Source organism: Calditrichota bacterium, assembly GCA_020637445.1.
In the GTDB taxonomy this organism is placed as follows: Bacteria; Electryoneota; RPQS01; order RPQS01; family RPQS01; genus JABWCQ01.
The window spans coordinates 398,501-424,234 of record JACJVZ010000002.1 but is presented as its reverse complement, the minus strand read 5'-3'; the positions used below and the strand labels follow the sequence as shown (position 1 = coordinate 424,234).

Genomic DNA, 25,734 nt, shown 5'->3' with positions numbered 1-25,734 from the left:
CTTAATAGTCGAACGCGTCCTTCTCCTGTTTTCCTCCGGCAGGCTCGAAGCGGAAGTTGCAGTAGATTTCCTTACCATCCACGTACGTGTGTACGCCGATGGACGACTTGTTGCCCGGCAGTACTTCAACGAGTTTGTTGTAAGCGACTTCCGCCGCGCGAATCATATTCGCGTAACCCTTTTGTTCAAAAAGATTCCGCAGATGCGCGAGAATTTGCTGTTTGTTTTTCGATTCGGCAATGGCGCGTTCGAAACCTTCCCAGTTCACGTCTTCGACCGGCTGCCAGCCTTTTTTCACTTTGATATCGGACATAGTCAATCAATCCCGCTGCTTACTTGTTCTTCTTCGCTTCTTTTTCAGCGCGCTTGGTTTGCTTCTTTTCCATGTTGTGTTGTTTCTTGTCGATCTTAAACTCCTTCATGCGCTTTGCAAGGTCCTTCTGCTCGACCGCATTGCGCTTGAGTTCAAGTTTCGCGGCCTTCAGTCGCGCTTCAAGCTGCGTGATTTCTTGCTTGAGTTCGATGCTCTTGGTATCCAGCGCGGTCTGCTCTTCTCGCATCGCGCGGCGGCGGGCTTCGAGCGAATCCGCTTCATTGGCGAGCATTTCTTTTTTCGCTTCGATTGCGCCGGTGTCCTGCGCATAATTTTGCGTCACACCCACGACCAACATCGCGGCGAACGCTAAGACAAGTAGTTTTTTCATCCTTTGCTCCATAGTTTATTTCAAGACCCGCTCGGGGTCCGGAAAGTCTCGCGTCAAACCTGATTTGAAATCCGTGGTCATCGCAAACACCTTGCGGTGCAGCTCTTCGACTTCGCCCACGCGCGTCGCCACGTCCCCGAACGCGCGCTCAAGCTCCGCAAGCGTTTTGAACTCCATCGTAATATGAAACTCCCCCAGTTCAGCAGGCCCAAACCCCAACTTCCTCCGCGTCACTCGCCAAGCCGCCATCTCCCCCGACTTCATCAGGTACTCCATGTACGCGCGCAGGTTCTCGACAAACTCAAGATCCCGCCGCGTTTCTTTCAGGTTGCACCAGACGTGGTAGATGTTCATGGGCGGTCCAATTCGCGGCTGACAACGACAAGCAACTCGGGAATATCTCTCGTCGCCGCAATCCAAATCTCTCTGCTGTCCGTCGCTTTGTAGTCATGTGCGATGCGATTTCGCATTCCAATGACTTTATGCCACGGGATTTCTGATAGCTTTTCCTTAGTTTCGTCACTAAGTTTACGCGCCGATTCGCCGATTATGGCAATGTGCAGCGCGACAATGTCGTGAAGATCTTCCGAGTTTGCGAAATCCTCAAAGGTCCTTCCAAGGGTCTTTCCAACTATTCGCTCGCAAGATTGCGCGATGCTTTCCAAATGCGCTCTATCCCGCCACATAAACAGTGCGCGCCGTGCCTAAAATATGTTCTCTGCTGTATCGATTTTTGCTTCGCTGAATTGAGCGCCGCAACACTAAATCAACATCGCGGTCGAAAAGCACCTTGAGTTCGTCTTCCATATCCACAAGCTCGTACAATCCCCACTCTGAATCCGGCGCAAAATCCACCAGCACGTCAATGTCGCTGTCCGGCCCGAAGTCATCGCGCAGCACCGAACCGAAGAGCGCGAACTCGACGATCTTCCATTTCGCGCAAAACTCCGCGAGCTTCGCAGGATTAACCAATTCCGAGAGTACAATGTCTTTCATCACTTCCCCACCTTCGCGAGCACCATCCCGCCCACAGCCCACCGCACCGCACCATCAACAATATTCACGAGCACATAACCACTTGAAAAACTCCACCAGATCCATTGCTCCATTTGCACGAGCGCCATGCCTAGTGTGCCCACAATCACAACGAACAACACCTTACCCATCCACGTCAGTTGCGGTACGGCCTGAAGCAGAAACAGCATGACAAACGCCATTACGATCAGCGTCAAGAGATCCAAAATCATGGGCGTCGCCATGCCGCTCATGCCTTCGCGGCGGAAAGAGACGAACACGTTCGGGCCGCGCAGAGATTTCTGCCACATCTCGTCCCGCGCCGTGTGCTTGGCCTCGCCCGTAAGGTTCGGATTCAACACGTCGCCCATCGGCGCGATGTAGATGCCCGACTCGCCGGCTTCTTTCATCATCACTTCGGTCACGAGGTCTTCATCGCGGAACGTGTTGTAGGTCGCGTCGTGCCACGGCAAGAACATGTGCGAAATCGCACCCCACATAAACATCGCGAGTCCACCAAAAACTCCAGCCAAAATAAATCGCGCGCTCATGTCGTCCTCCTTGTTGGGAAGTTCAACTACCAACCCATCCGCTTGCGCAGTGACGTGATGTGTGCCGTATGATGCTTGCAGTGCCACGCGGCATATACGATCTGCTGATCCAGCACCGTTTCGCCGTTGTCCGAATGCATGAACGTCCGCGCGTAATCTTCGTGCTTCATCGAAGTCAGTAATGCATCCCACCGCGCGTGAATGCCGTCGAGCATCGCCAGTGTCGCTTCGACTGAAATCGCGTGATCCGGCATCTTGATCCAATCGTTTTCTTCGAATCCGATAACGTGCGGATCAGCTTCGGTCATCGTCGTCATCGTGCGGCAAAAGAAATGCAGGCTTCCGTCACCAAGATGATGCACGACTTGCCGCGCCGTCCACCCACCCTCGCGGTAGGGCGTATCAAGCTGCGCGTCACTCAAACCCGCAACCGCTTCCCGCAATTCCCACGGGAAATCGCGCAACGCTCGCGCCCGCTCTGCACATTCCGCCGCGCTCGCCAAACCGGCGTAAACAAACTTGCCAATCGGATAGCGCAGCGCTTCGTCCATCACCAGCCCATCCGTTCGCGCAATTTCGTGATGTGCGCGATGTGATGCGTGCCGTGCCACGAATAAAGTCCCAACAGCCAGCGAATATCCAAATCCGCATTCGGTCGATCCGGATGTGCAAACCCGCGGTGATATTGTTCCGGCAAAATTCCTTCAAACAACCGCGCCCATTTTTCGTGCAGCGCGTCCAGCACATTCAGCGAAAACTCGACCGGCAGCGATCCGTCCGGCGCGTTCACCCAATTCGTCTGATTGTATGCTTTGATCATATAGTCATCTTCCGTCAGCGCATGTTTTAAGCGAATGTACGCGTACATGTGCGAGTCGCAGATGTGGTGCACGAGCTGTCTGACTGTCCACGCACCCTCGCGGTACGGCGTGTCGAGCTGCTCGTCAGAAAGTCCCGCCACCGCGTCGCGCAACCTCTTCGGATGTCCGCGCAAAACAGCGATCATCTCCGCGCGTTCTTCGGCCGTGTCGGGCCGCTTGCCGTCGAATTTTCCAATCGGGTATTTTTGATGATCAAAATCCACGTTACGCGCTCTTTTTTTTCGTTTTCTTTCGTTCTGCGATTGCCTTGGCAATAGACTCCGGCATTTTCCGGCACGAGCAGTGTCTCGCATGCTCGATATGCCACTCGATCCGTTGTTCAAGCGTCGGGTTCTTCGGCATCTTATGCGCCAGATGCCACTCCTGTGCAATCCTATCCATTAAACTAAAGAGTTTTGATATCCAATAAACAACAAACTCTACTGTTCATCCTTCAAATGCCGCCCCCACCAGCCGAGACTTTCGTCGTACCGCCACTGCAACCCAAAATGCCCGCCTTCAAACTCGATGTGCGTGTGCGGAACTTCAGCGTCCGTAAGTCTTGTCGACAAAATGCGCGCACCCCACTGCAAATGAAATTCGTCGGAGAGTCCGCATTCGATGTATAGGCCCGAGAGCTTCTTCAAGTTCTCGATGATCCGTTCATCCGTCGCCATCCGCACAGGGTCATGCGACAGCCACCGCGACCACACGTCATCACGCAGCTCGCCCGTTTCCAAATCAAAGGGATAGTCAAACCCGTACGGCGATTCTGGATTCGGCGAATAACATGCCGACATTCCCGTCGTATTGATCGCGTCATGCGAAACATGTTTCTGCGGATTGCCATAAAGCGCGATCATGTCGAGCGGCGAAGCGTGTTTCCGCAGCTCCTTCAACGTCTGTGGAAATCCCGGCAAGTAGCCGTATTCAAAATAGCTGTCCGCCGAATGCACCAAAGACCAACCGAACAAATCGGGATGCCGCGCCGCGAGCACAAACGCACCATAGCCGCCCGACGATTTCCCGACGATTACAGTTTGGTCAGGAGTCAACCCTGCGCGAAACTCTTTCTGCGCCCACGGCAATAAATCGCCGCAAACGTAATCTTCGTAATCCCCCGTCGCCGAAGAATTGATATATTGCGATCCGCCCAATCGCGTGAAACAATCCGGCATCATCACGACGCTCGGCGGAATCACTTTCTCGATGATGAGCCGCTCGATTCTCTCGGGAAGCGTTTCGCCCCACGCACTCCAATTCAAATGCGTCAGCGCGCCGCCCGTGAATCCCGACAAAACGATAATCAACGGATACTCATTGGCCGTCGTAAATCCTTCGGGCAGATACACGGGAGTTTCACGCACGGCATCATCCCGCAGTGGATTTCCAACCAAGCACCGCGAACGAAATTCTTCAATAACTAATCTACCACGAAGTCTCATTTCAGGTCTCCCCCGCGCTGCGCGGGGGGAATAAGGGGGAGTCTTTCAAGCGCAATTCAAAAATTATGTAGGGGCGGATGGCAATCCGCCCGCTTAACAAGCGGGTCCAGCGGCACGCTGGTTACTTCATGAGCACGAGTTTCGCGACAGCATTCGCTCCGTCGGCTCGCAGCGCCGCGAAGTAAACTCCACTTGGCAGCGCGGACGCGTTCCATTGCAAAACATGTTCGCCCCCTGCGCGGTCCGCGTCCACGAGCGTTGTGACTTCGCGGCCCGTTGTGTCAAAAATTCTCAGCGCAACGTCGCTGCTCTTTGAGAGTGTATAGCTCAGCCGGAACTCCGCATTCCCCGGATTGGGAGATACTTTCAGCGACAGCTCTGACGGCAAAGTCGTGCGCGGAGAAGCATCCGTCAGCGTACTGCCGAGCACATTAAGCTCGAGAAATTCGTTGCGGTCATTCAGTACTCTAATCGAATTTTGGTACTCGCCGTCTATTCCCGGAGCAAACGTCACCGACACAATCATCGAATCGCCCGGCTGCAATAGCACGTCTTGCGAACAGCAATCGATGACAAACGGTCCGGCGTCGAGCCAATCCGTTACCGTGATATCAACACTTCCGACGTTCTTCAGCGAGACTTGCTGCGGCTCCGAGTGTCCGACCGCAGCGTAGAAACGCAAAGTGTCTTGCGAAAGCAGCATCGCCGCGCCGATGGTGTCGGGATAGGGCACGTGCGACCTCCACACGCCGCACCGGAAATCCGCGTAATATCCCGCCGCAATCACGTTGATGTAGCCGCCGCTTTCGCGCGCATAACCAAGTTCTGTGATCTCCGCGTCAGCTTCGAGCTGAAGCTGCCACGTTTCTCCTCCGTCCGTCGTGCGCCAAACGCGCCCAATTGCGTCGTTTGCCAAACCACCGGCGGCATATCCCAGGGAATCCGAGATCATAAGCACCGTGCGAATGGGAATGTCCGTTTGCAGCGTGCGCGCCGACCACGTTTGTCCGAAGTCCGTCGTGTAGCGAACCCAACCTGAAGCCGGATTATCTTGTCCGCCGCCGACAATTCCGCGCGCGCCGCCGGGTCCGAAATCAATGTCGGAATCGCCTAACGGATCTGCGGGCGGCAGCGTTTGCCACGAATAGCCGCGATCAAGCGACAGCCATTGCGTCGAACCAACCGCATAAACGAAGTTTCCGGAGACGGTGATCTCTTTCACCCACGTCCCGTTGAAATGTTCTGGCAGAGCATCCCACGTACGCGACGTTTGCATGGAATCATTGCGAAAAATTCTTGCATCCAACCCGGCAATCGCCACGCCGGTATTTGAATCCGGAGCCGCAATGGTCGTCAGCCAGCGCTGAGCAAGCAGCAGCGTTTCCGCCCAAACGACATATGAATTCCCCGCGCCGCGAAGCAGACGAACGATTCCCGTGTCTTGCTGCGCGTTGAAAGCCGAAAGGTACAGACTGTCGGAGCTCACCTCTTGTCGTTGGACGGGCCGCCACGCGATATCGGTGATGTAGATGGGGTCGCGGAGAGAATTAAAGGAAGGCGAGTTTGACGGCGCGGGTGATGGATCCAAGTTGCTCCATGTGCGGCCGCCGTCCAAAGTACGGAAGACGGTGTGCAGCGATGCAATGAAAGCTCGTCCTTGGTTCGCTTTCGCAAACCCGACGGGCACAGCGTTCCAGTAAGCGGGGGATGAGGTTGCGCCGTCGTAGAGAGTTTGCACATACACCCACGATTCGTCGAGTGCGCGCGAGCCGTCGCGCGGCACGCGGAACTCCGGCATGACGTCGGGTTTCCTGGGAATCTGTGTCAAACCAGCGAACGCGCTTTGAAGTCCAAACAGCAGAACAATCAGGGCGCAAACGAAGGATCGCATTCGCGAACTCCTAAAGTCTGTACTTCGGTTTGGGGGGACAGGCCCGCAGATAGACAAAAATTGCGGCGGCGAGATAGCCGAGGTTCTCGAGAATTTTGGTCCAGCCGACTTTTGTAGCGAGGGCGGCGGAGATGGCGGAGCTTCCAAAACATCCGCAGTCAATATTGAGACCGCGCAAGACCGCTTGCAAGATCAAGACGGTGAAGACGGACAACAAGACCACAAGCGTGAGCGCTGCGCCGCGCCGGAGTTTCGGCCAAAACAAGCATACAGCGGCCACGGCTTCGAGTGCGGGCAGGAACATCGCGGACAAGTATACGTAGTTTTGCCCCACGACAGGGAGTGTGACTTTGTAGTTTGTGATAGATCGCGCGAAGCCCTCGGGGTCCAACATTTTGGGCCACGCGGCATACAAGAAAAGCCCCGCCAAAAGCAGGCGAAACGTCCAATCCAGTCCGGTAAAAACCTGTTCGCGAAGACTTTTATTCATAACCTTTCAGTATATGGAGCTTTTTTCACAAAGTCAAGCCAAACCTCCGATATTTTCAAGAACTTACGAGGCGAAATTGCGCCGTTCTAAGTTACTTTTCCTCTTCCTTCCATCCCCCATCCCCCATCCCCCATCAATTCGTTATTTCTGCCTCGCCCCTTGACTTCCCAGCCCCCCCAAGTTACCTTATTCACATGCGCTTCTTGGCCATATTGTTCCTGCTTTTTGCGCCCCTCGCTGTCGCTGCAGGGCAGACTGTATTTCCCGGTCCTCCGGAGCGGGTGTCAAATGCTCGCGGCATTTGATCTTTTCGAACGCGACAACCGCGATTACCGATACATTTAGCCCTCAAACACATTTCTTGTAAAAGGAACAGAGAATGGCAAGAAAACAGAAACCCGCATTGCATGAGCTTGACGAAAACCTTACTTTTCGGCCGGAAACAAGAGCCATTGACAACCTCGTGTCTCTCTATGAGCGCAAGAGGCTCAATCTCTCGCCCGGGTTTCAGCGCAAATCCGTTTGGAGCAAGAAAGACAGGGAAAACTTGATTGACTCAATCCTTCGCAACTACCCCCTTCCCAGCATTTTTCTCTACAAACGAATTGATGAGCGGACCGGCGACATGATTTTTGACGTCGTCGACGGAAAACAACGTATCGAAACCGTGCTCATGTATATGGGGAAAATGGGAAAACGCTACTTGTTTGACACTCCCTTCGATACCGACGACGGCAAACGAATGAGGCTCAGCTGGCGAGAATTGCAAAAGTCCCGTCAACAATCAAAACTTGAATACTACAAGGTTAACACAATAGAAGTCGAAGGAGATATTCACGAAATAATCTCTCTGTTCGTGCGTATCAATTCTACAGGAAAAGCACTGACAGGAGCAGAAAAGCGCAACGCACGGTACAGCACTAGCATTTTTCTCAAAACAGCGAGCCGAATGGCGCGCAAGTTCGAACCGTATTTTAGGTCACAACGCATTGTAAACGAAAACCAAGCAAGCAGAATGAAGCACGTCGAACTGATGTGCGAATTGCTCTTAGCCTCAGTACAAGGAGAAGTGACAGATCGGAAGGCCGCTTTGGACAAAGTGATGAGCGCGGACATAATTCGCGGCACTGTTTTGAAAAGGGCGGAACAGTCCGTAACGCGAGCACTAAACAGGATCAAAAGGATGTTTCCTAAACTTCGGGAGACGCGGCTGCGGCAGGCCTCAGACTTTTATTCACTGGCGGTTTTGATAGAACAGTATGAACGCGAGGGATTGATCTTGACGAATAGTGCGCGGAATCAAAACGCATGGAACGCAATGCGACATTTTGCGGACAGCGTTGACGCTGTAGCCCTAAACATCAAGAAAGGAAAGCGAGTGTCCGCCACAATGGAGCAGTTCCGCAACTACCACGCAACGGTCACACGCAGCACGGATAAGAAAGAGCAGCGAGAGCTTCGCCAAAGCATTCTCGACGCCCTGATTCGGCCAATCTTCGATGCAAAGGATCCGCGGCGCGGATTCACGGCAGAACAACGTCGGCGTATTTGGAATAAGACAAAGAAGAAGCAGTGCGCGGTTTGCGGAGAGCGGCTCGACTGGGACACCTTCACAATCGACCATGTTGTTCCTCATAGCAAGGGTGGTCGAACATCGCTTGCCAACGCCGTATTGCTTTGCGCAAAGCACAACTCTATGAAAGGCAACAGAAAGTCATTGCAAGAAACTCGCAAATCTGTCGTGCAAAGGTGAGCGTTCAGTTTCAAGAACATTTCGAATCTGAAGGCTTTTCTACTCCTAAAACAAATAAAGGCTCCGCAAGGAGCCTTCTTCTTTTCTATTTGCTATTTTCTATTTGCTATTTTCCGCCCGCACCCGTCTCCACCATATCCGACTCCGCACTCCAGTCTGCCCAGCCGCCGGTGAAAACTGCCAGCCTGCCGTAACCCATCTGCAACGCCCACTCGGCCAAATCATGCGACAAATGGCAATCTCCGCCGTCGCAATAGAGCACCATCAGATCTTCTTTAGGTAATGCAAGAAACTTGTCGGCCTCTTTGTCAAGATGATCGAACGACACGTTGATCGCACCGGGAATGTGCCCTTCGGCAAAAACTTCCGGCTCGCGCGCGTCGATAAAGTGAATGCTGTTCTTCGAGCGCTTCATATAGAGAACCATCGCCGTGGCGAGATCGATTTCATACGCGCTCTCGGCTTTGGCAAATGTGCTGTCCGGCTTCGCAGCGGCGTCATCAGCAATGCTCGTCGGCGGTTGAATCAACTTCAACGGTTCCCAATGACCCCAAAACGGCATCTCATTGTGTGTGGCCACGCGTGTTCCCAACCCCAACAGAAGCGCGGCGACAAAGAGAGTCGAAATTTGTTTACCTAAACTCATGGTTCCTCGGTGGTTTCTAATGCGCGCGAGACGTCGATGCGGTCAACCAAATATTCGTAGGCTTCATCCACGTCGTCGGTAATCTTGATCAGGTCCATATCGTCAGCCGAGATCACACCCCATTCGATCAGCATGTCGAAGTTGATGACCTTCAGCCAAAACTCGGTGCCGAACAACACGATCGGCAAATTGCGGCGAATCTTCTGCGTCTGCACGAGCGTCAGCGACTCGAAAAGTTCGTCGAGTGTTCCGAATCCTCCCGGAAACGCGACGAGTGCGCGCGACAAATATACGAACCAGTATTTCCGCATGAAGAAGTAGTGAAACTCGAACGTGTACGGCGGTTCGAGATAACGGTTCACTCCCTGTTCGTGCGGTAGGCTGATAGACAAGCCGACCGTCTTCGCGCCGATCTTTTGCGCGCCGCGGTTGGCCGCTTCCATCATTCCCGGTCCGGCGCCGGAACAAATCACGTGGCGGTCGCGCGGATCGGGCATCTGCTGATAGTGCGCCGCGAGTTTTGCCGCGAGTCTTTCCGCTTCGTGGTAGTAGTGTGTCAGACGGTGAAACGATTCCGTGCGCTTTTGCACAATCGCCGGAGTCATGCCGTCTTCATTGTTCCACTGCTCGCGGAGTTTGGTAAGCTGATCTTCGAGTTCTTCTTCCGGCACCGAACGCGCGGAGCCGAAGAATACAATCGTGCTGCGAATCTTTTGCAGACGAAGCCGCGATTGCGGCTCGAGGTACTCGGCCAATATCCGCAAGGAGCGCGCGTGCGCGCTATGGAGAAACCTCAGGTTCTCGTAGGCCTTGGGATAAAAGTCCTTATCGCTTTCAATCAAAAATCGAAATCCTTTCTCATCCGCGCTCAAAAGGCGGATATTTCATAAACCCCTGAAAATACAGGGAGGTTCCCCATTCTTCCGGCAACTCCCCGTCGGAAGTTTTTGTTTTTATTAAACCATCAAGCAATCAAGCGAAAATTGGGAGGTGCGGCAGCCTACTTCCTAACTGGGTTTGCGCTTTGTGGTGGATTCTTTTTTGGGCAAACTCTTTGCCAGTTTCTTGGATTCTTCGATGAATTTATCAAAATCTGAGATTGTCTTCACCTTCTCTTTGTACAGCTTGAACTGCGCGTTGGCATGATCAAGGGCGAGCTCGTGGGAAATCGTCCCGGGGTTTAGCAGTATCTCGCGCTCGTTGAATTTCAAAAAGGCGTCCAGTTTCTCAATCCACTCTGCCATGTGCATCGTCTTGTGGCGTTTGGCCTGATCTTCGGCATAGTCCAGGTACATCGTGACAATTCGGTTGAGCGCGTCGATCTCTTCGTGAGTTAAGTAGTTCTTGGCAACGCCGACGTCGGTTTTGCGAATCGCGCCGTGCGGTGCGTTCTTCCACGTCGTCAAACCCATGTTCGGAAGCTCCGCGTTGGCTCGCTTCTGAACGATTTCGGGAGCAGTGTGTCCGTGTATCGCCCAGTGCAATTTGTTCTGCACCGTGGCGAAAAACGACTGCGTCACTTCCGCCCTGGAATCATAGTCAACACTCGTCGCGTAAATATCTGTGATCTTCTGATAAAAGAGCCGCTCGGACGCTCGAATCTCGCGAATCCGTTCGAGCAGCTCATTAAAGTAGTCGTGACCGAGCGTCTGTCCAGCTTTGATCCGCTCATCGTCCATCGTGAAGCCTTTGATGAGCAGCTCTGACAATCGCGTCGTGGCCCATTGGCGGAATTGTGTTCCGCGTTGGGACCGCACACGATACCCCACGGCGAGAATCGCGTCCAAATTGTAGTGGTCAACCTTCCGCGAAACCTCGCGGTCACCTTCAATTTGAACTATCTGGAAATTCCGGATAGTTGCCGCAGCGTTGACCTCGTTCTCGGCGTAAATGTTTGTAAGATGCTCGCTTACGGTCTTAACCGAAACTTGATACAGCTCTGCGATCTGGCGCTGTGGCAACCAAACTGTCTCTCCGTCGAGCCGCACTTGCAACTCCAGCGAGCCGTCTTGATAGATCAGCACTTGACCTGATGGCGCCATAATTTCATTCCGCTGATTCTCTGTCACTTTTCTCCTACTTCAGAAGCACCATCTTCCGCGTCCGCGAAAACTCTCCCGCATCCAACCGATAGAAATAGACTCCCGATGCAAGCTCTTTGCCATTGAACTCGACTCGGTGCGCGCCGGCGCTCATGTCTCCATTCACCAACACCGCAACTTCGCGGCCCAACAGATCGAATACGCGCAATGATACGTTAGTCGCGCGCGGCAACTCGAACGAAATCTCTGTTGTCGGGTTGAAGGGGTTGGGGTAGTTGGGATGAAGGGTGATAGAGGACGGCAACTCGGTGACAGGCGTTTCACCGATACCGGTCACCTGACACGATACACAGTCCCAAGCTTCTTGAAGGAGATCAATGTTGAAATTAGCCCCGCCCGGCAAGTACAGAGAATCCGCTCTAAACCGAGTATCCGCGTCGCAGTTGTCCGCAAAGATGTAGGTCCAGAACCCACTCGGAAACGAATGTACAAGCTCGAAACAGAACAGACCTTCAAGACCGTTTATCTCATGGTGATTGACAATTGCCGTCTGCAAAAGAGTGTCCGTCGGATCAACACCCCGCGGACCAAGATCGTGCCACAGCGAAACAACTGATCCATTCGGAATCCAACCATTTCCACCGCAAGAATCCGGCAAGGGGGAAGGAGTGTTGCAGACAACAATTGTATAGGGCTGTGCACTTGTTATCTTGCACAAAAACAAAATAAGCACCGCCAACAATGTCCATTGCCTCACGACTCCTTCTCCTTCGCAATCACAATTACATGTCCGTCAAAGTCCCGAAAATAGGCTGCGTCATCTCCCCACGCGCGCGCCTGCCATGGAGAAAGCTCGACTGCGCCCGCCTGAATTAGTTTCGCGCACTGTTCTTCGGGATCCTCACAATGAAAATACAACTCCGCGCCGGAAAGTTGGCCCGCTTCGATCTTCAGCGGCACAACACCGGTGTTCGCGCCAAAACTCTTGCGGTCGTAGATTCCGATCTTGCGCCCGTCTTCCATTTCGAATTCGGCATAAACCGGCACGTCCACCGTTTGCTTGAATCCGAATGCCGCACGGTAAAACTCAAGCGATCTCTGAAAATCGTCCACGGCAAGAATCGTCAATATCTGTTTCATCACTTCATCAATACCATTTTGCGGGTATCAACCAGCGCGCCCGCTTCGAGCCTGTAGAAATAAACTCCGCTCGGCAGGGCTCTGCCGTCAAACACAACCGTGTGCAATCCCGCTCCGCTTTCTCCATCCAACAGCCGCGCAACTTCCTTTCCAATGACGTCATACACGACAAGTTTCACGCGCACCGCTTCCGGTAAATTGAATGCAATCGTCGTGCTTGGATTAAACGGGTTTGGATAGTTTTCATGAAGCGCGAACCCGGTCGCAATTCCAAACGTTTCCTGCGGCGTATCACCCACAGGCTTCGCAACCGCACTGTTAAACTGGCCGTCCGTCAGCGCAGATAGATACAACCGGATTTCGTTGCCGCCCGCGGCGAGAATATCCACGTCGCCGTCATCGTCCGCGTCAAATCCGCGCACAACCCTCGCCTGCGGCAGATCGTCCGCAATCACATTCCGGTAGAATCTATTCGGAGTATTCCGCCACCAAGAGATTTCCGAATTCGCGGCAAGCAGTAAGTCATCTCGCCTGTCACCGTCCATATCCGCCGCTGAAACACCGCGCGGAGATTCGATCAGATGGGATACGTCATGTTGTTCGCCGGTCGTCCAATCAACCCAGCCCAAGTAGTGAATATCCGCAGCACAAAGGAACACGTCGTGCAGGCTGTCGACCTCAACATTCATCTGTGCCGATCCGCATGAGCTGATTCCGGGGAAAAAGCCCAGTGTTTGCTTGGTATGCGAGCCCGGAGTCCACTGCGCCAATTCGCCGGTTTCCCGCGCGGCTCCAAAGAACCACAAGTTGTTCGGAACCGTAATCCACAGACTTGACAACGAGCGAATCCCCGGCATATTCGTCGCAAATGACTCGCGTTCAAAACTTGAACCGCCCTGATAGTGCCACAGCGATATTTCTCCGCCGTCAGCCGCCGCCGTCATAATCTCCAGCGTGTCATTGTGATTTGTGTTCACTGCAATCACGTCACTCGCGCCCATCACCTCTCCCGAAATGGCGTGAAGAGCAAAGTGACCGAACGGTTCCTGTTCAAACCACACCAGCGCATTTTCAAACCTCGCCACCGCCGCGATATCCAAATCCCCGTCGCCGTCGAAATCGCCCGCAGCTACAGCGCGCGCACCGTGCCAACCGGAAATCAACACGTGCTCGGTGAATCCCCAGTCGCCGTTGTTCTCGTACCAGCAGACCCTGTTTGCAAACATCCCCGCTGCGGCAACGTCCACGTCTCCGTCGTTGTCGAAATCCCCACTCACTGCCGACATCACTCCGCTGAGATTGTCCGTGACGAGAATTTCTCCGAATCGAATTGGTTCCACGGCAATTCTTTCGCCGCGCTGTTCGAGACTGAATCCGCCTTGGCACCCTTGCGAAAATCCGCGCACTTTGTAATAGTACCCCTGTCCCGGCTCCGTTGAATAGTCGTCGTAGCTGGCAAAATCCGGAGCAACGGTCGTCAGCAACTCATATTGCCGCACAGCATTTTCCGGATTTCGCCAGATTTCGTATCCGTGAATGTTGGCTACTTCGTGCCATTCGAGGTGAACGTGGCTCGTGAATTCGCTGCTTGCCGACGTCAGGTTGACCGCGGGAATCGGCGGAAGCGCGCGCCCCTCCGTTTCCATCCAACCGCTTGTGCCGCACACATTGAATGACGCAACATAGTAGTAGTGCGTCTGATTGTACCAACTTGGTCCAACCACATGGTCATAAGAAATCGCATTGCCGCTCAACGTACCCACAAGCAGTTCTTCCCAATACACGAGAATAGAATCCGCATTCGACACCGGATCCCATGTCAACCGCACGATGCCGCACAGATCCCTCGTTCCGGTCACGCCGCTTACGTCCGGAAGTTCTTCAAGATAACATCCCTCTACTTCCGCGCTCATCGGCCCTAACCCGAAATCATTGTAACCTCGCACAGAGTAGTTGTTGCATGGTCCCGCAGTCGGTTCTGTCCAGTACTCATGGAAGTTGCCCACGGCTTGACCGATTGAATCTCCGTTTTCGTAAATGTAGTAACCGTCGGCGTCAGGGTCGGCGTCCCACACCAATTCAACTTGCCGACACCGGCCTTGTGATGCGGTCAAGCCCGTAATGTTCCCGGGGCGGTTGAAAATTTCGCACGGCCCGCACGTCCAGTCGCTGATATGAATTTCTTGAAATCCGTCTTCAACTATGAAAACCGCGGACGTCCACATGACGTTTTGAGTCTGCGCGCAAACACGTAAGTAATAGCGGCTGGGCTGCGGCGTGCTGGCCGCGATCGAGAACGGAAGATCTGTTCCAAATGTGCCCGGCTCACCAAGCAATTCTTCACCGTTCATCAAGAACGTGTTGAAATTGCAGCAAGCAAAACAATCTCCTACCGGCGGTTGAGGATCGCAACAATCCGGACCGTCGCCATCCTGATCCCAAAGAATATAAACCGGCGGTCCGTCCGGCAGCGGATTTCCTCCTCCGCATGAATCGGTGAGGACTGAATCCAAGCCAATGAGAATCACACTGAATTGTGCATGCGCCACACCTATTCCAAAGATCAAAACTAAACTCAAAAATCCAACAGCCGTCGCCTTCATATCATTCTCCCTTCGAATGAATCTTCCGACCAAAACGCTGCTGCGCATATATAATGTAACGAGCGCAAATCAGCCGGTGGTACCGGCTGATTTTGAACTACTTTCTAAATCCGATCCACCTCAATTCCAATTCGCTTTTCATAGTCTCGAAACTCATTACTGTTTCTTGTGGATGAGCGCCGGCAGGTATTTGCCCCATGTAAATCGCTCTGGTTATCGCAGCCGACGGGAACGACGTCATCTGCCCCATCGCGGAAATGCCGTTTACGTCGTCGCGCAGCACGTTCAGCTCCAGCGATTCTTCGCGACCGCCGTCGCCTGTTGCCCATACGCGTACCAGCACCCGGTCCGGCACGTTCTTTTGCAGCGATTCGTCCAGCGCGTGAGTCAGCACTTCGCGCGGCGAAACAGTATTGCCGCCGAACAAGAATTCTCGCTTTGACGTCAAGCCGATCTCGCGCAGAAACTGTAAGTAATTAGCGTGTCCGGGATAGCGAATAGTCTTATAGTCGAGCCGCTGCACTTTTCCCAGCAGCGTGCGCGTCAAAGTCGACGTGCCGCCCGACGTAATGAATGCTTCAAGTTCACCGACGCCTTCGAAATCCAGCCGCTCGACTTCATCCAGCGACTTCACCAAGACTTCTTTGCCGTCGCGAATTTCGCGGGCGTCTTCCAAATATTCGTTCAGCAGTCCATGGATCGAAAAGAACTGCGCATACTTCAGACGGCCAATTGGTTCCAGCGGCAACCCGCCCACGCGCACGTGCACGTCGTCACATTTTTCGAATCGCCGCACGAGTTCCATCGCCAAAATATTTGTCAAGCCCGGCGCAAGCCCCGTATCGGGAATCAAACTGACACCTTTGGCTTTCGCCTCAGCGTCCTGCGACAGAATTTTGTCCGTCACTTCCGGATTGCCGCCCAAGTCCACGAACGAAACACCGTTTGCCAAACACGCGCGCGCAATCATCGGATTCAGAAAATACGGAACGCACGACTGGCAAACTTTGATACCCGTCAGCACTTTTTCAAGCGAGTCGTCGCGTCGCACGTCTACGGTCGTCGATTCCACCAAATCGGAGTTCAGCCATTCCACGGCTTCGTCCACTGCGCCTCGCGAAAGGTCGGCGAGCCGGATTTTGTAAGGTCCGTCTGGATGATGGACAAAAAAGTGCGCGGCAACACGGCCCATCAGGCCCGCGCCCAAAATCAAAATTTCAGGGTGCATGGAAATATTCTCCCGCGACGAGCGGGATATTAAGCTGGCTGCAAAGAACTATCGCGCTCGTGACTAATGGAAGTCATCAGCACGTTGTCAGTGTCAACCAGCACATTTATTCTGAAGGTGAGATAGTCTTTTTTGATCGGGGGATAGTCGCGGGCAATCCGCTCCGCGTCTCCCATGGTTCGAACTTTCAAGAGCCACATGCCGCCCACGGACGAGAGATACCGTCCGGCGATCAGTAGCTGTCCGCTGCTTCGCAGCGCGTCGAGGTAGGCTTGTATGTCACGCCGCAGCGTGTTCATCAATCGTTTCGTTGTTGCGGGCCGTCCTGCAAAGTGCACTTGCACGACATAGCCATCTTTGGATTCAGGAATTGTGCCGCGGGAATTCTTTCGTCCACGGGAATTCCTACCGTGTCTAACAAAGCTCATAGCAATTCTCGATCTGCGGGTTTCGTATTCTTAGGTAATCGACATCATGATCCTCTCCCCTTAAGACTTTTCTCTTCAGCTTCCCTCAGACTTACTTCTCAGCGCAGGCACACGCCGTCTACTAAACACGTGAAATTCCCGGTTTCACGTTTTCTGAGTCAGCAGATCGTTTCAAACGAATCTCGCTGACGTACCGGTCTCCTCGCCGGCTATTTTCTTAGCAGCCGTCCCGCGACTACTATCTTCACGAATTTCGTCGAAGTATTCGTTCGACGACAATCTGTTCCAAAGTCTTCCCGGTCTCGTTCTTCATCTCGGTCAGTTTCTCGCGCGACCAGTCCGCCTCAAGCTGTCCATCCTGCATCATCAGCACTCGCGTGGCGGTGTATTCTACGGACTCGATGGCGTGCGTCGAAAGCAAAACGCTCCATCGCCCGTCAGACACTCCTTCGAGCAGACACTGCTTCAAGCGAAACGCTGCCACAGGATCAAAAGTCGCCAACGCTTCGTCAAAAATCAAGAGCTTTGGTTTTCCGATCAACGCCGCCAGCGCGCCTGTCTTTGCGCGCATGCCTTGCGAATAGGACTCGACGGGATCATCAAGCCGCCGCTCCATTTCGAGCATCTCCGCAAGCGGCGCAATTTCTTCGCTCCAGCTCGATCTCTCTTTTGTCCCCGCGACAAACTCGAGTATTTGGTTTCCGGTCAATCTTCGCGGCAAAACTTCCGCGTCAATCGCATATCCAATCCGCGCTTTCGCCTCGACCGGATCGCGCAGCATATCCACTCCGTTGATTTCAACAGAGCCTGACGTGGGCCGCAACTGTCCGCTCAAACACTTCAGAAACGTCGTCTTTCCCGAACCGTTCGCCCCCACAAGGCCGATGAATTCTCCGACCGTCGCGCTCACCGTGAAATTGCGAACGGCTTCGCGCGTGCCGTAATTCTTGCAAAGATCGTGTGCGGCAAAAACGGTCTCGCTCATCGCGCGCGCTCACCATATCCAAATTCCCAAATACCCCAACCGCGCTCGAGCAGCCACGCAATGCCCAACAACAACCCGATGAACGGCGCAATCAGCGGCGCCTGCGTAGAAAATACACCGATCGCCACCGCCGCTGCAAACGAAAACAGCACACGTGAAACTTTCGATTGCGGATACGCCTGCTCAATCGCGATCCTCAAGAACAGAAATACGGCGACTCCCGGTATGGATATCAGCAGTATCAAAGACCAACGCATGCCCTCGGGAACAAACGGCGCGCAAATCAAAAACGGAATTTCAAACAGCAGTGCCGGAAGCAGCGTGATCCTCACGTTTGCCAACGTCAGCTTGCGAAAACTCAGCGGCAAGGATCTGCCCAGCGTGTACACCTGCCCGATCGGCAACTCCAAACTTGAGTTGATCATCAACGGCGCAAGCACCGCTCCTAACACCAAAAGCTGCGGTTGCGCTTCGGTCATTGCTAACACCATCAGCATCACCGATGCGGTCAGCGTCAAAACAAGTTTCGTCTTCATCAGCGCGGAACTTGTATGCGCCGACACAAAACCTGCCAATCCGCGCAACAGCGGCTTTTCAAAGTTCAGCAGCACAGCGCGTCTTTTCACCGTCGTACGATGTCGCGTCATGTCACACTCCATCGTTTCCCGAGGATGAAGCAGTTCCGTCCGTTGAAACGCCGCTCGCACGAGCACCGCCGCGACCGGAACGCAGATCATCAGGACCACGTTCGCGGCCGACACTTTGGCAGCGTTCTGCTCGATGCGCGTTACGTCAAAGAGCACCAACGCGCCCAATGTCGATATAAAAAGCGCAAAATATCCCGCGCGTCGTACGGCCCATTGCGCGTGCGTTGCCGCATCAAGCGGTAGAGTCTCGAGCCAATTACCTTTTGCTGCTCGCCGAACATTCGCGGCATTCGCGGGCGCTGCATTCAGCGCGATCATCCCCGCAACGATCGGCAGCCAGTTTACAAAGATCTGCGCAAATTCTCCCAGTGCGATAATCGTCTCCGCGACAATCTGCGACAACAACCCCAGCAGCATTAACCCGACAAATGCCAGCAGCACAAAATCAGTCGCCGCCTGTCGCGGAAAGCGCCGCGCGTCATCCAGAATGTTGCGCGCGTACGCCCACCCAAGACGTTCCGGCGTCGGCAAAACTGCCATCGGCTTACTTCCGGTTGAAGGACTCAGCGCAGGATCGTCGCCAATTCCGTGTGCCGCACGTCGCCCGGAAAGTCATTTCCGAGTGCGATAGGCCGCGAGAACTGCGCGACGTCTTTTTCGCTGACGGATTCGGCGACTTTGCCGATCTTTTCGAGATAAAATCCGCCCCAAGTATTACGCATCATCGTCGCCGAAGATTCGTCCGGAAATCCCGTGAACTTCACATGCAATGTCGTTTTCCCTTGCTGCGGTTCGAGCGTGAATTCCTGTCGAATGGTGTAAGTCCCTTCTTCGGGCTCTTCCGGATTCACCGGCACCTGCGCGAGCACGGCCAGCCGTTCGCACACGTCATAGATAAGGATCTCAGCGGTGAACAAAGTCCCCTCTTCCGTCCGCGCGCGCAACTGCCCCCCCACGCAAGCGTCATTCTGCCCCCAGCGGTTTCCATCCCACTGCCGGCTATACTTAGGATCAGTAAGCGCCAGCCAAAGTTTTTCCGGCGACGCAGTAGTTGTGTGTTTCAGTTCAATGGAATGCATGGATGGAGTCAGAGAACAAGTTAAGTGCGAGGTTTAACAAATGCTGTCTTGGCAAATATGTCTACATGCGTTCCAAATAGTTCTTCAAACTGCATGTCTTTATCTAGGTGTTTCAATAGAGTGTATTTCTCGATAAGAGGCTTGAACTTCGCTTCTCCTCTTTCGGCTCCATTGAGAAAAATAAGCACTAGTTCATCCATACTAAGAGAAGCACGCAAAATGTTTGTATAGAAGCGCTTATTGTCAACATCAGAGTTATCAACAAACTTCATGATGTTGTATAGTAAGCGGAAATACGGCCCAAGTATACTTTCTTCATCTCCTAGATGTTCGGAATACGCAGAAAGAACGGTGCTTCTATCAACGTTCTTTGTTTCTAAAAAAACGCCAAACAGACGTGCATATACCAGCTCTTTATACTTCCTAAAAACTGTCGAACGAACGTCTTCGTCAGGACCAATCTCATCTATGTAATCAAAGAAAAGCTGCAACATCTGAAAAAACGTTGCCTCAAACTGTTGCTTCGAAAGCGTTCTGCTTTGATCTTCAAAGACCTTTCGGGTGGCCTCAAGTTCTATTTTTTGGAGTTCTAGTTGCTCTGCTTGAAGCTCGTTCGTTCTATTTGATACCTTGAGTTCTTCGAGTTGGGCACTTAGCACATCTCTGGAATCTTTAAGCTCCTGCTGTTGTTGTCTTAAGGCAACAAGAAAAGCTGCAAACGCCAACCCCGAAAAGAGCGCATTCACTACTCCAAACATATCTCCAAACTGTCCGCGCGTTTGCCACGTCTCTGTCGGATTCCAAAGAACAAGAGCAATCCACGACAAAACCAACGCGGCGACAACAGCTCCGCCAATTTTGAAAAAGAGCCACAACCACTTCTTATCGTCGCGATTGCTCATTGCTTTGGCGCAAAATCTCTAACCCACCAAACTGGCGCGCGGCCAGCAGACAAGACAAGCAGTTGAAGCTCGCGCACGATTTCAAGTTTGCGGTCTATCGGAAGCGCGGCCAGCTCGTGGCGACGCCGACGCTTTTGTTCAAGCGTTTGCTCTAACCTCTGTTGGTAAGATAAGTCCGCCATTTGTCCATTAAGCCTTGTTCAGCAAGAATCTTTTCGAAGACCTCGCGGTCATAGGACTCTTCTTCCAGAAACATCTCAAGTCGCAATTTGTCTTTTGCGCGGCCAACCTTCAAACATATCGCCATCAGATATTCAGCCGAAACTACTCTTACTTCCTTGCCTGCGCTTTGCTTGTTGACGGCGTGTGACAGCGCATCCGCTTCAACTCCCGGCGGCGGCACAATGACTTGCACTGCTATGCCATCAATGTCAACATGTTCTCCTTTCACATCGTGTCCAAGCTCTCGCAGACGCTTGTGAAAAAGGTCAAGGTTGACCAGCGGTCCACGTTGTTCGATAGCGACAAAGAGGTCGACATCAAAAGTGACAAATGGTTCCACATAGAAAAGCGCGGCCGATCCTCCCGCAATCGCCCAGTTACCAATGATCCCTTCGCTTTGAAGCTGATCAAAAATCGTGGCTATGCGCGCTAAGTCCATACCTACACATCAATCTCAGTGGCATACTTCGCGTTCTTCTCAATAAATTCGCGGCGCGGTTCGACGGCGTCGCCCATGAGCATTGAAAACACGTGGTCGGCAGCGGCGGCGTCTTCCAAGGTGACATTCAAAAGCGTACGGTTTTCCGGATCCATCGTGGTTTCCCACAATTGATCGGGATTCATTTCGCCGAGACCCTTATAGCGTTGCACACTCACGCCTTGCGGTCCGTTGAAATCTTCGCGGATAACTTTGTCGCGCTCGACTTCATCCATCGCGTAGCGTTTCTTCTTGCCCTTCGACACACCGTAGAGCGGCGGCTGCGCGATAAACATCTTACCCTGCTCGATCAACGGACGTTGATAGCGGAAGAAGAATGTCAAGAGCAGCGTGCGAATGTGCTGTCCGTCCACGTCCGCGTCGGTCATGATGATAATTTTTCCGTAGCGGCATTTCGTCACTTCAAAATCTTCTTCCGTCGCGATGCCCGCACCGATAGCGGTGATCAGCGTGCGCAGTTCTTCGTTGCCCAAGATTTTGTCGAGTCGTGCCTTTTCGACGTTGATGACCTTTCCGCGCAGCGGCAAAATCGCCTGAAACTCGCGGTTGCGTCCCTGCTTCGCCGATCCGCCCGCCGAGTCGCCCTCGACAATAAACAGCTCAGAAATATCTACGTTTTTCGTCGTGCAGTCCGCGAGTTTGCCGGGCAGACTTCCCGACTCGAGCGCGCTCTTTCTGCGCGTCAAGTCGCGCGCTTTTCTCGCGGCGTCGCGCGCACGAGCAGCGAGCACGGATTTCTCGACAATCTTCTTCGCGTCGTGCGGATGCTCTTCGAAATATTCGCCGAGCTTTTCACCCACGATTTGCTCGACGATGCCCTTCACTTCGCCGTTGCCGAGTTTGGTTTTCGTTTGACCTTCAAACTGCGGCTCTTGCACACGCACCGAAATCACCGCCGTCAATCCTTCGCGCACGTCGTCGCCGGAAAGCGACATCTTGTCGTTCTTGAAGAGCTTGCTCTTCGTCGCGTAATTATTCAGCGTGCGCGTCAACGCCGTTTTGAAACCGACGAGGTGCGTGCCGCCTTCGATCGTGTGAATGTTGTTGACGTACGTGACGATGTTGTCCGTGTACCCGTCGTTGTATTGCAGGGCGATTTCCACCGGCACACCTTCGCGGTCGGCGGAAAAATAGATCGGCTTCGATTGCAGCGGTGTGCGGTTCTCGTCGAGATATTTCACGAACTCCGCGATGCCGCCTTTGAACTCGAATGTTTCCTTCGCGCCGGTGCGTTTGTCTTCGGCGACGATGATCAACCCGCGGTTCAAGTAGGCCAATTCGCGCACGCGGTCAATCAATGTGTCGAAATTGAATTCGGTGTGCTTGAAGATTTGCGCGTCGGGCAAGAATGTCGTGGTCGTACCGCGTCCGCGCGCTTTGCCGACTTCCTGCACAGGACCGTCGGGGATTCCGCGTTTGTAAGTCTGCTGATATCGGATGCCGTCGCGCACTACTTCGACTTTCAGCCATTCGGAGAGCGCGTTCACGACTGAAACGCCTACGCCGTGCAGACCGCCGGAGACTTTGTACGAATCCTTGTCGAATTTGCCGCCCGCGTGCAGAATCGTCATCACAACTTCGAGCGACGATTTCTTTTCGACGGGATGCATTTCGACGGGAATGCCGCGTCCATTGTCTTTCACGGTCACAGAGCCGTCGGTGTTGACGGTCATCTCGATTTCGGTGCAATGTCCGGCCATCGCTTCGTCCACGGAATTGTCCACCACTTCATAAACAAGGTGGTGCAACCCGCGCACTCCAATATCGCCGATATACATTGCCGGCCGTTTACGAACAGCCTCAAGCCCCTTAAGCACCGTAATAGACGATGCGCCGTAATCTTTACTCACTTTTCCGTCAACTGTTGTTTCAGACATATTGATTTGAGTTTATCTCAATGAACCAAAGTTCTATTTTTCGTTACACATGCAGGTGCTTTGTTATCGTAGTAACAAACTCCCGCGCATGATCAATGTGTACTTGCACTTCTTTTATCGACACATCCATTTCCGACATGTAGTCGCCCGACAATCGCGCGTTCTGCGCGTCAATAAAGAACCGATGAAGCTCTTCCGGCAAAATTCCTTTGCGTGTGAAATGCTCCGCAAACGCCGCAATTACCGCAGAGTGCTTTTTGTAGACAAGGTCGTGCGCAAGCAGCAAAGCTTCGGCGGCATAGAACATTGCGTAATAAGCCCGCGATGCCGCAAAATCCGCATCACCGTCAGCAAGCTGCTTTTCCGCGCTGACAATACTCCGCGCAGCTTTTCTCAGCAGCGCTTCCTGCTTCGCGTTCACAACGCCCGCCCTTCCCGCGCCGCGTTGATAATCACAGGCTCCTGCCGCGCATCATATTCCTTCTGCGAAACAAACAGCGTGTTGATCACCACTCCGTTCTCCGCCGAAATCCGCGCCACAAAGTCTCCCGTCTCCGCAATTTCCTTCAGTGGTCGAACGGGACTATTCAGCACCACCAGCACATCAATATCCGAGTCTTCTTCGGCATCCCCCCGCGCCTGCGACCCGAACAGCACGAGCTTAGACAGCCGCTCTCCATAATGCTCAGAAAGCGCCCCGCGTAATTCATCTAATATTTTTTTCAGTTTCGCAGTCGTCATCACGCCGCAACCCGTCTCTTATCCAGCCACCCTGCAATCCCCGCAAACACAAAATACATCACCAACCCCGACACCGCGAGTACCGTTGTACTCGGCGGCGCATCGCCCGAAAACGTAGTCATTGTAAATACGCCCAACAACAACAAACAAAAGACGGTCATTCCGAATTTCCCGCGCTTGCCGTCGGGTTTCGTCGCTCGCAAATAAATCCACAATCCCCCCAGAAACAAAATTCCTTCGGCAGCGACGGTTGCAATTTTGCTGTTCCAAAGTCCCAATCCCACCATCGGCGATGCGCCAAACGCGAGCGGCAAGTCCGCGATATGCACCGGCACATCGGCAAACCAATGCGATACAGTTACGGCCCCCAACACCAGCGCCGCTTTAGAACCGAGCGATTTGAAATTCGGCAGCACGCGTGCAAGCCCGTACACCACCGCACCCCACACCACGGCCATCAACAAACTGTGCGAATACGGATACGAAATAAAATTAAGCGGACTCGCGGCCGTATGCCCGGGCTCGATCAAAACTCTTTCGACACCCGTCAACACAAAACTCGTCCACAAAATATCGACAAACTGCGTCGCCAAAAACAGCCACCAAAGCGAGAGCCGAGGCTCAACCTTTTTAGCCGCCAACGCAACGCCATAATGCCCGATAAACACTGTGACTCCCCTGTCCTATTAAAAACACTCGCCGCGCGGGCGCCCACAATCCGTGGCACCCGCGCAGCAATTTCAATCAAGAATCGCCGTTGTGGGTCTCAAGACCCGCAATGGCAAACGGCTACGCTTCGACGAGATGCCCTTCACGTGCGGCTTCCATTTCCGCGACCGTGTTCGCATGTTGGAAGTTCGCGAACGTCACCGGGAAAGCGTCGATCTCTTCGATCGTGGCCTTGCCCGCAAGACATTGCAGAATGCGGTTCATGCCGAATCCGCAGCCCGCGTGCGGCAACGCATGTGTCGAAACCTGCTCGATATACGGCGCGAAATCCGACAGCACCGACGCTTCCACTTCGCCCTCACTCACGTTCTTCCCCGCGCGCGCAAACCACTCGAAGCGGCGCGACACGAGATGCTCGAACATGATCGAATTCGTCAGCCGTTCTTTCAAAAGGTCAAGCAAGTGCAAGCGCACCGCCGCGCCGACCGATTCGCCGCTGCCGGGTAGAATTAAATCCGCGCTGTCGATACGGCCCTTGCCGTCGGGATACATGTTAAAGAACTTGATCACACGCAGTTCGCGGCCCTCAAGCTCGGGATGCTCCCACATCGGATCGGGGAACTTCGTCAGGAAGATCGGCCCGAACATTTCAGCCAGCTTGAGTTCCTGCCAGTGCGTGAAATCCATTCCCCACTGAATGGACTCGCCATCTTTTTGCAGCGTCGCGATTGCTTCGTCGTAAGTCAACTTTGCGAACGGCGTGGTCGCCCACTTGTGCAGCTTCTTCGCGTGTGCTTTCGAAATTCCGAGTTCATCCGCGTGCGCGCTTACGTTTGAAGCCAGCGCTTGCACGAATCCCTGAATTTCGTTCAGCAGCGCGCCGTAAAGCTCGCTTTGTTCGCCGGTGAATTCGATTTCATGCAGCGAAAACTCCATGCAGTGACGGCCGTCGGACGGATTGTGGCGCTCGCCGCGGAAGCTGCGTCCCACAGTGAAGGTCTTCGGGAAAAGTCCCAGCGCGCCTTCGAGATGAAGCTGTCCCGTTTGCTTGAGAAAGACCGGCTGCGCGGCCCAATTCAAACTCGAATCGAGCGACGCTTCCATCAGAGAATCCACAAATTCGCAGGCTCCCGACGCGCGCACCATGGAAGGAACTTCAACATAGTGATAGCCACGCGCCCACCAATGACAAAAACTGGTTTGCGTGGAGAGGTGCCACAGCTTGATTTGCTGTTCGAGGGTCATGATCGTACTCCTTGTTTTAGAAACCGTGAAAATTTTCGGTGCGGCTCTCTGTCCGCGCCATTCCGAATACTAA

Annotated in this window: 31 protein-coding genes; 2 read left to right on the top strand and 29 right to left on the bottom strand. The window is 53.5% G+C overall.

The window, feature by feature from the left end; translation table 11 throughout:
• Position 1 precedes the first annotated feature (1 nt).
• The 11 genes from H6507_09670 to H6507_09620 all read right to left on the bottom strand — a co-directional run bounded on the left by H6507_09670 (position 2) and on the right by H6507_09620 (position 6,955).
• Positions 2-313 (bottom strand): hypothetical protein, encoded by a 312-nt coding sequence (locus tag H6507_09670; protein MCB9369362.1) that lies wholly within the window; start codon positions 311-313, stop codon positions 2-4.
• A 19-nt stretch (positions 314-332) separates the two neighbouring features.
• The gene (locus tag H6507_09665) at positions 333-704 is read right to left on the bottom strand and encodes a hypothetical protein (GenBank protein MCB9369361.1); all 372 of its coding nucleotides are present in this window, start codon (positions 702-704) and stop codon (positions 333-335) included.
• Between the two features lie 15 nt (positions 705-719).
• On the bottom strand, positions 720-1,058 hold the full coding sequence (locus H6507_09660; protein MCB9369360.1) for a hypothetical protein: 339 nt from the start codon (positions 1,056-1,058) through the stop codon (positions 720-722).
• Positions 1,055-1,390 carry a DUF86 domain-containing protein gene (locus H6507_09655; protein ID MCB9369359.1) on the bottom strand — a complete coding sequence of 112 codons (336 nt, stop codon included), beginning with the start codon at positions 1,388-1,390 and terminating at the stop codon, positions 1,055-1,057. The genes H6507_09660 and H6507_09655 overlap by 4 nt, the downstream gene beginning before the upstream one ends.
• Entirely contained in the window at positions 1,377-1,700 is a 324-nt protein-coding gene (locus H6507_09650; protein MCB9369358.1) for a nucleotidyltransferase domain-containing protein, read from the bottom strand. The genes H6507_09655 and H6507_09650 overlap by 14 nt, the downstream gene beginning before the upstream one ends.
• Positions 1,700-2,269 carry a hypothetical protein gene (locus tag H6507_09645; GenBank protein MCB9369357.1) on the bottom strand — a complete coding sequence of 190 codons (570 nt, stop codon included), beginning with the start codon at positions 2,267-2,269 and terminating at the stop codon, positions 1,700-1,702. Before H6507_09645 ends, H6507_09650 begins: the two co-directional genes overlap by 1 nt.
• A gap of 26 nt (positions 2,270-2,295) precedes the next feature.
• Complete coding sequence (locus tag H6507_09640; GenBank protein MCB9369356.1) at positions 2,296-2,820, bottom strand: putative metal-dependent hydrolase; 525 nt, start codon at positions 2,818-2,820, stop codon at positions 2,296-2,298.
• Complete coding sequence (locus tag H6507_09635) at positions 2,820-3,443, bottom strand: putative metal-dependent hydrolase (protein MCB9369355.1); 624 nt, start codon at positions 3,441-3,443, stop codon at positions 2,820-2,822. Before H6507_09635 ends, H6507_09640 begins: the two co-directional genes overlap by 1 nt.
• Before the next feature lie 126 nt (positions 3,444-3,569).
• Positions 3,570-4,574, bottom strand: a complete 1,005-nt coding sequence (locus H6507_09630; GenBank protein MCB9369354.1) for an esterase — start codon at positions 4,572-4,574, stop codon at positions 3,570-3,572.
• Between the two features lie 121 nt (positions 4,575-4,695).
• Positions 4,696-6,465: a T9SS type A sorting domain-containing protein gene (locus tag H6507_09625; GenBank protein MCB9369353.1), complete on the bottom strand. Its 1,770-nt coding sequence runs from the start codon at positions 6,463-6,465 to the stop codon at positions 4,696-4,698.
• 10 nt (positions 6,466-6,475) lie between these two features.
• The gene (locus H6507_09620) at positions 6,476-6,955 is read right to left on the bottom strand and encodes a DoxX family membrane protein (GenBank protein MCB9369352.1); all 480 of its coding nucleotides are present in this window, start codon (positions 6,953-6,955) and stop codon (positions 6,476-6,478) included.
• 379 nt (positions 6,956-7,334) lie between these two features.
• Here H6507_09620 and H6507_09615 point away from each other — a divergent pair, with 379 nt between their 5' ends.
• Positions 7,335-8,708, top strand: coding sequence for a DUF262 domain-containing protein (locus H6507_09615; protein MCB9369351.1), 1,374 nt, complete (start codon positions 7,335-7,337; stop codon positions 8,706-8,708).
• Positions 8,709-8,814: 106 nt separating this feature from the next.
• Here the strand turns inward: H6507_09615 and H6507_09610 are convergent, their stop codons facing one another.
• The 12 genes from H6507_09610 to H6507_09555 all read right to left on the bottom strand — a co-directional run bounded on the left by H6507_09610 (position 8,815) and on the right by H6507_09555 (position 20,408).
• Positions 8,815-9,354, bottom strand: a complete 540-nt coding sequence (locus H6507_09610; GenBank protein ID MCB9369350.1) for a rhodanese-like domain-containing protein — start codon at positions 9,352-9,354, stop codon at positions 8,815-8,817.
• Positions 9,351-10,193: an LOG family protein gene (locus H6507_09605; protein MCB9369349.1), complete on the bottom strand. Its 843-nt coding sequence runs from the start codon at positions 10,191-10,193 to the stop codon at positions 9,351-9,353. The genes H6507_09610 and H6507_09605 overlap by 4 nt, the downstream gene beginning before the upstream one ends.
• A gap of 168 nt (positions 10,194-10,361) precedes the next feature.
• Positions 10,362-11,396 (bottom strand): virulence RhuM family protein, encoded by a 1,035-nt coding sequence (locus H6507_09600; protein MCB9369348.1) that lies wholly within the window; start codon positions 11,394-11,396, stop codon positions 10,362-10,364.
• A 34-nt stretch (positions 11,397-11,430) separates the two neighbouring features.
• On the bottom strand, positions 11,431-12,054 hold the full coding sequence (locus H6507_09595) for a T9SS type A sorting domain-containing protein (GenBank protein ID MCB9369347.1): 624 nt from the start codon (positions 12,052-12,054) through the stop codon (positions 11,431-11,433).
• A 95-nt stretch (positions 12,055-12,149) separates the two neighbouring features.
• A complete protein-coding gene (locus H6507_09590) occupies positions 12,150-12,536 on the bottom strand; it encodes a VOC family protein (GenBank protein ID MCB9369346.1) in 387 nt (128 codons plus the stop codon).
• Positions 12,536-15,139, bottom strand: a complete 2,604-nt coding sequence (locus tag H6507_09585; protein ID MCB9369345.1) for a T9SS type A sorting domain-containing protein — start codon at positions 15,137-15,139, stop codon at positions 12,536-12,538. The genes H6507_09590 and H6507_09585 overlap by 1 nt, the downstream gene beginning before the upstream one ends.
• A gap of 97 nt (positions 15,140-15,236) precedes the next feature.
• A complete protein-coding gene (locus H6507_09580) occupies positions 15,237-16,367 on the bottom strand; it encodes a saccharopine dehydrogenase NADP-binding domain-containing protein (GenBank protein MCB9369344.1) in 1,131 nt (376 codons plus the stop codon).
• A gap of 29 nt (positions 16,368-16,396) precedes the next feature.
• Positions 16,397-16,795, bottom strand: a complete 399-nt coding sequence (locus tag H6507_09575) for a hypothetical protein (protein ID MCB9369343.1) — start codon at positions 16,793-16,795, stop codon at positions 16,397-16,399.
• A 244-nt stretch (positions 16,796-17,039) separates the two neighbouring features.
• On the bottom strand, positions 17,040-17,780 hold the full coding sequence (locus H6507_09570; GenBank protein MCB9369342.1) for an ABC transporter ATP-binding protein: 741 nt from the start codon (positions 17,778-17,780) through the stop codon (positions 17,040-17,042).
• A complete protein-coding gene (locus H6507_09565) occupies positions 17,777-18,967 on the bottom strand; it encodes a hypothetical protein (protein ID MCB9369341.1) in 1,191 nt (396 codons plus the stop codon). The genes H6507_09570 and H6507_09565 overlap by 4 nt, the downstream gene beginning before the upstream one ends.
• 23 nt (positions 18,968-18,990) lie before the next feature.
• Positions 18,991-19,506, bottom strand: a complete 516-nt coding sequence (locus H6507_09560) for an SRPBCC domain-containing protein (GenBank protein MCB9369340.1) — start codon at positions 19,504-19,506, stop codon at positions 18,991-18,993.
• Positions 19,507-19,526: 20 nt separating this feature from the next.
• Positions 19,527-20,408: a hypothetical protein gene (locus tag H6507_09555; GenBank protein ID MCB9369339.1), complete on the bottom strand. Its 882-nt coding sequence runs from the start codon at positions 20,406-20,408 to the stop codon at positions 19,527-19,529.
• Between H6507_09555 and H6507_09550 the strand changes: the two genes are divergently transcribed.
• Positions 20,408-20,563, top strand: coding sequence for a hypothetical protein (locus tag H6507_09550; protein ID MCB9369338.1), 156 nt, complete (start codon positions 20,408-20,410; stop codon positions 20,561-20,563). The two genes, H6507_09555 and H6507_09550, sit on opposite strands and share 1 nt — an antisense overlap.
• Here the strand turns inward: H6507_09550 and H6507_09545 are convergent.
• The 6 genes from H6507_09545 to H6507_09520 all read right to left on the bottom strand — a co-directional run bounded on the left by H6507_09545 (position 20,560) and on the right by H6507_09520 (position 25,661).
• Positions 20,560-21,069: a hypothetical protein gene (locus tag H6507_09545; GenBank protein ID MCB9369337.1), complete on the bottom strand. Its 510-nt coding sequence runs from the start codon at positions 21,067-21,069 to the stop codon at positions 20,560-20,562. The two genes, H6507_09550 and H6507_09545, sit on opposite strands and share 4 nt — an antisense overlap.
• 2 nt (positions 21,070-21,071) lie before the next feature.
• Positions 21,072-23,006: a DNA topoisomerase (ATP-hydrolyzing) subunit B gene (gene gyrB / locus H6507_09540; GenBank protein ID MCB9369336.1), complete on the bottom strand. Its 1,935-nt coding sequence runs from the start codon at positions 23,004-23,006 to the stop codon at positions 21,072-21,074.
• Between the two features lie 43 nt (positions 23,007-23,049).
• Positions 23,050-23,427, bottom strand: a complete 378-nt coding sequence (locus tag H6507_09535) for a HEPN domain-containing protein (GenBank protein MCB9369335.1) — start codon at positions 23,425-23,427, stop codon at positions 23,050-23,052.
• Complete coding sequence (locus tag H6507_09530) at positions 23,424-23,747, bottom strand: nucleotidyltransferase domain-containing protein (protein MCB9369334.1); 324 nt, start codon at positions 23,745-23,747, stop codon at positions 23,424-23,426. The genes H6507_09535 and H6507_09530 overlap by 4 nt, the downstream gene beginning before the upstream one ends.
• A complete protein-coding gene (locus tag H6507_09525) occupies positions 23,747-24,415 on the bottom strand; it encodes a hypothetical protein (protein MCB9369333.1) in 669 nt (222 codons plus the stop codon). Before H6507_09525 ends, H6507_09530 begins: the two co-directional genes overlap by 1 nt.
• Positions 24,416-24,536: 121 nt before the next feature.
• Positions 24,537-25,661, bottom strand: a complete 1,125-nt coding sequence (locus H6507_09520) for a hypothetical protein (GenBank protein MCB9369332.1) — start codon at positions 25,659-25,661, stop codon at positions 24,537-24,539.
• Positions 25,662-25,734 lie beyond the last annotated feature (73 nt).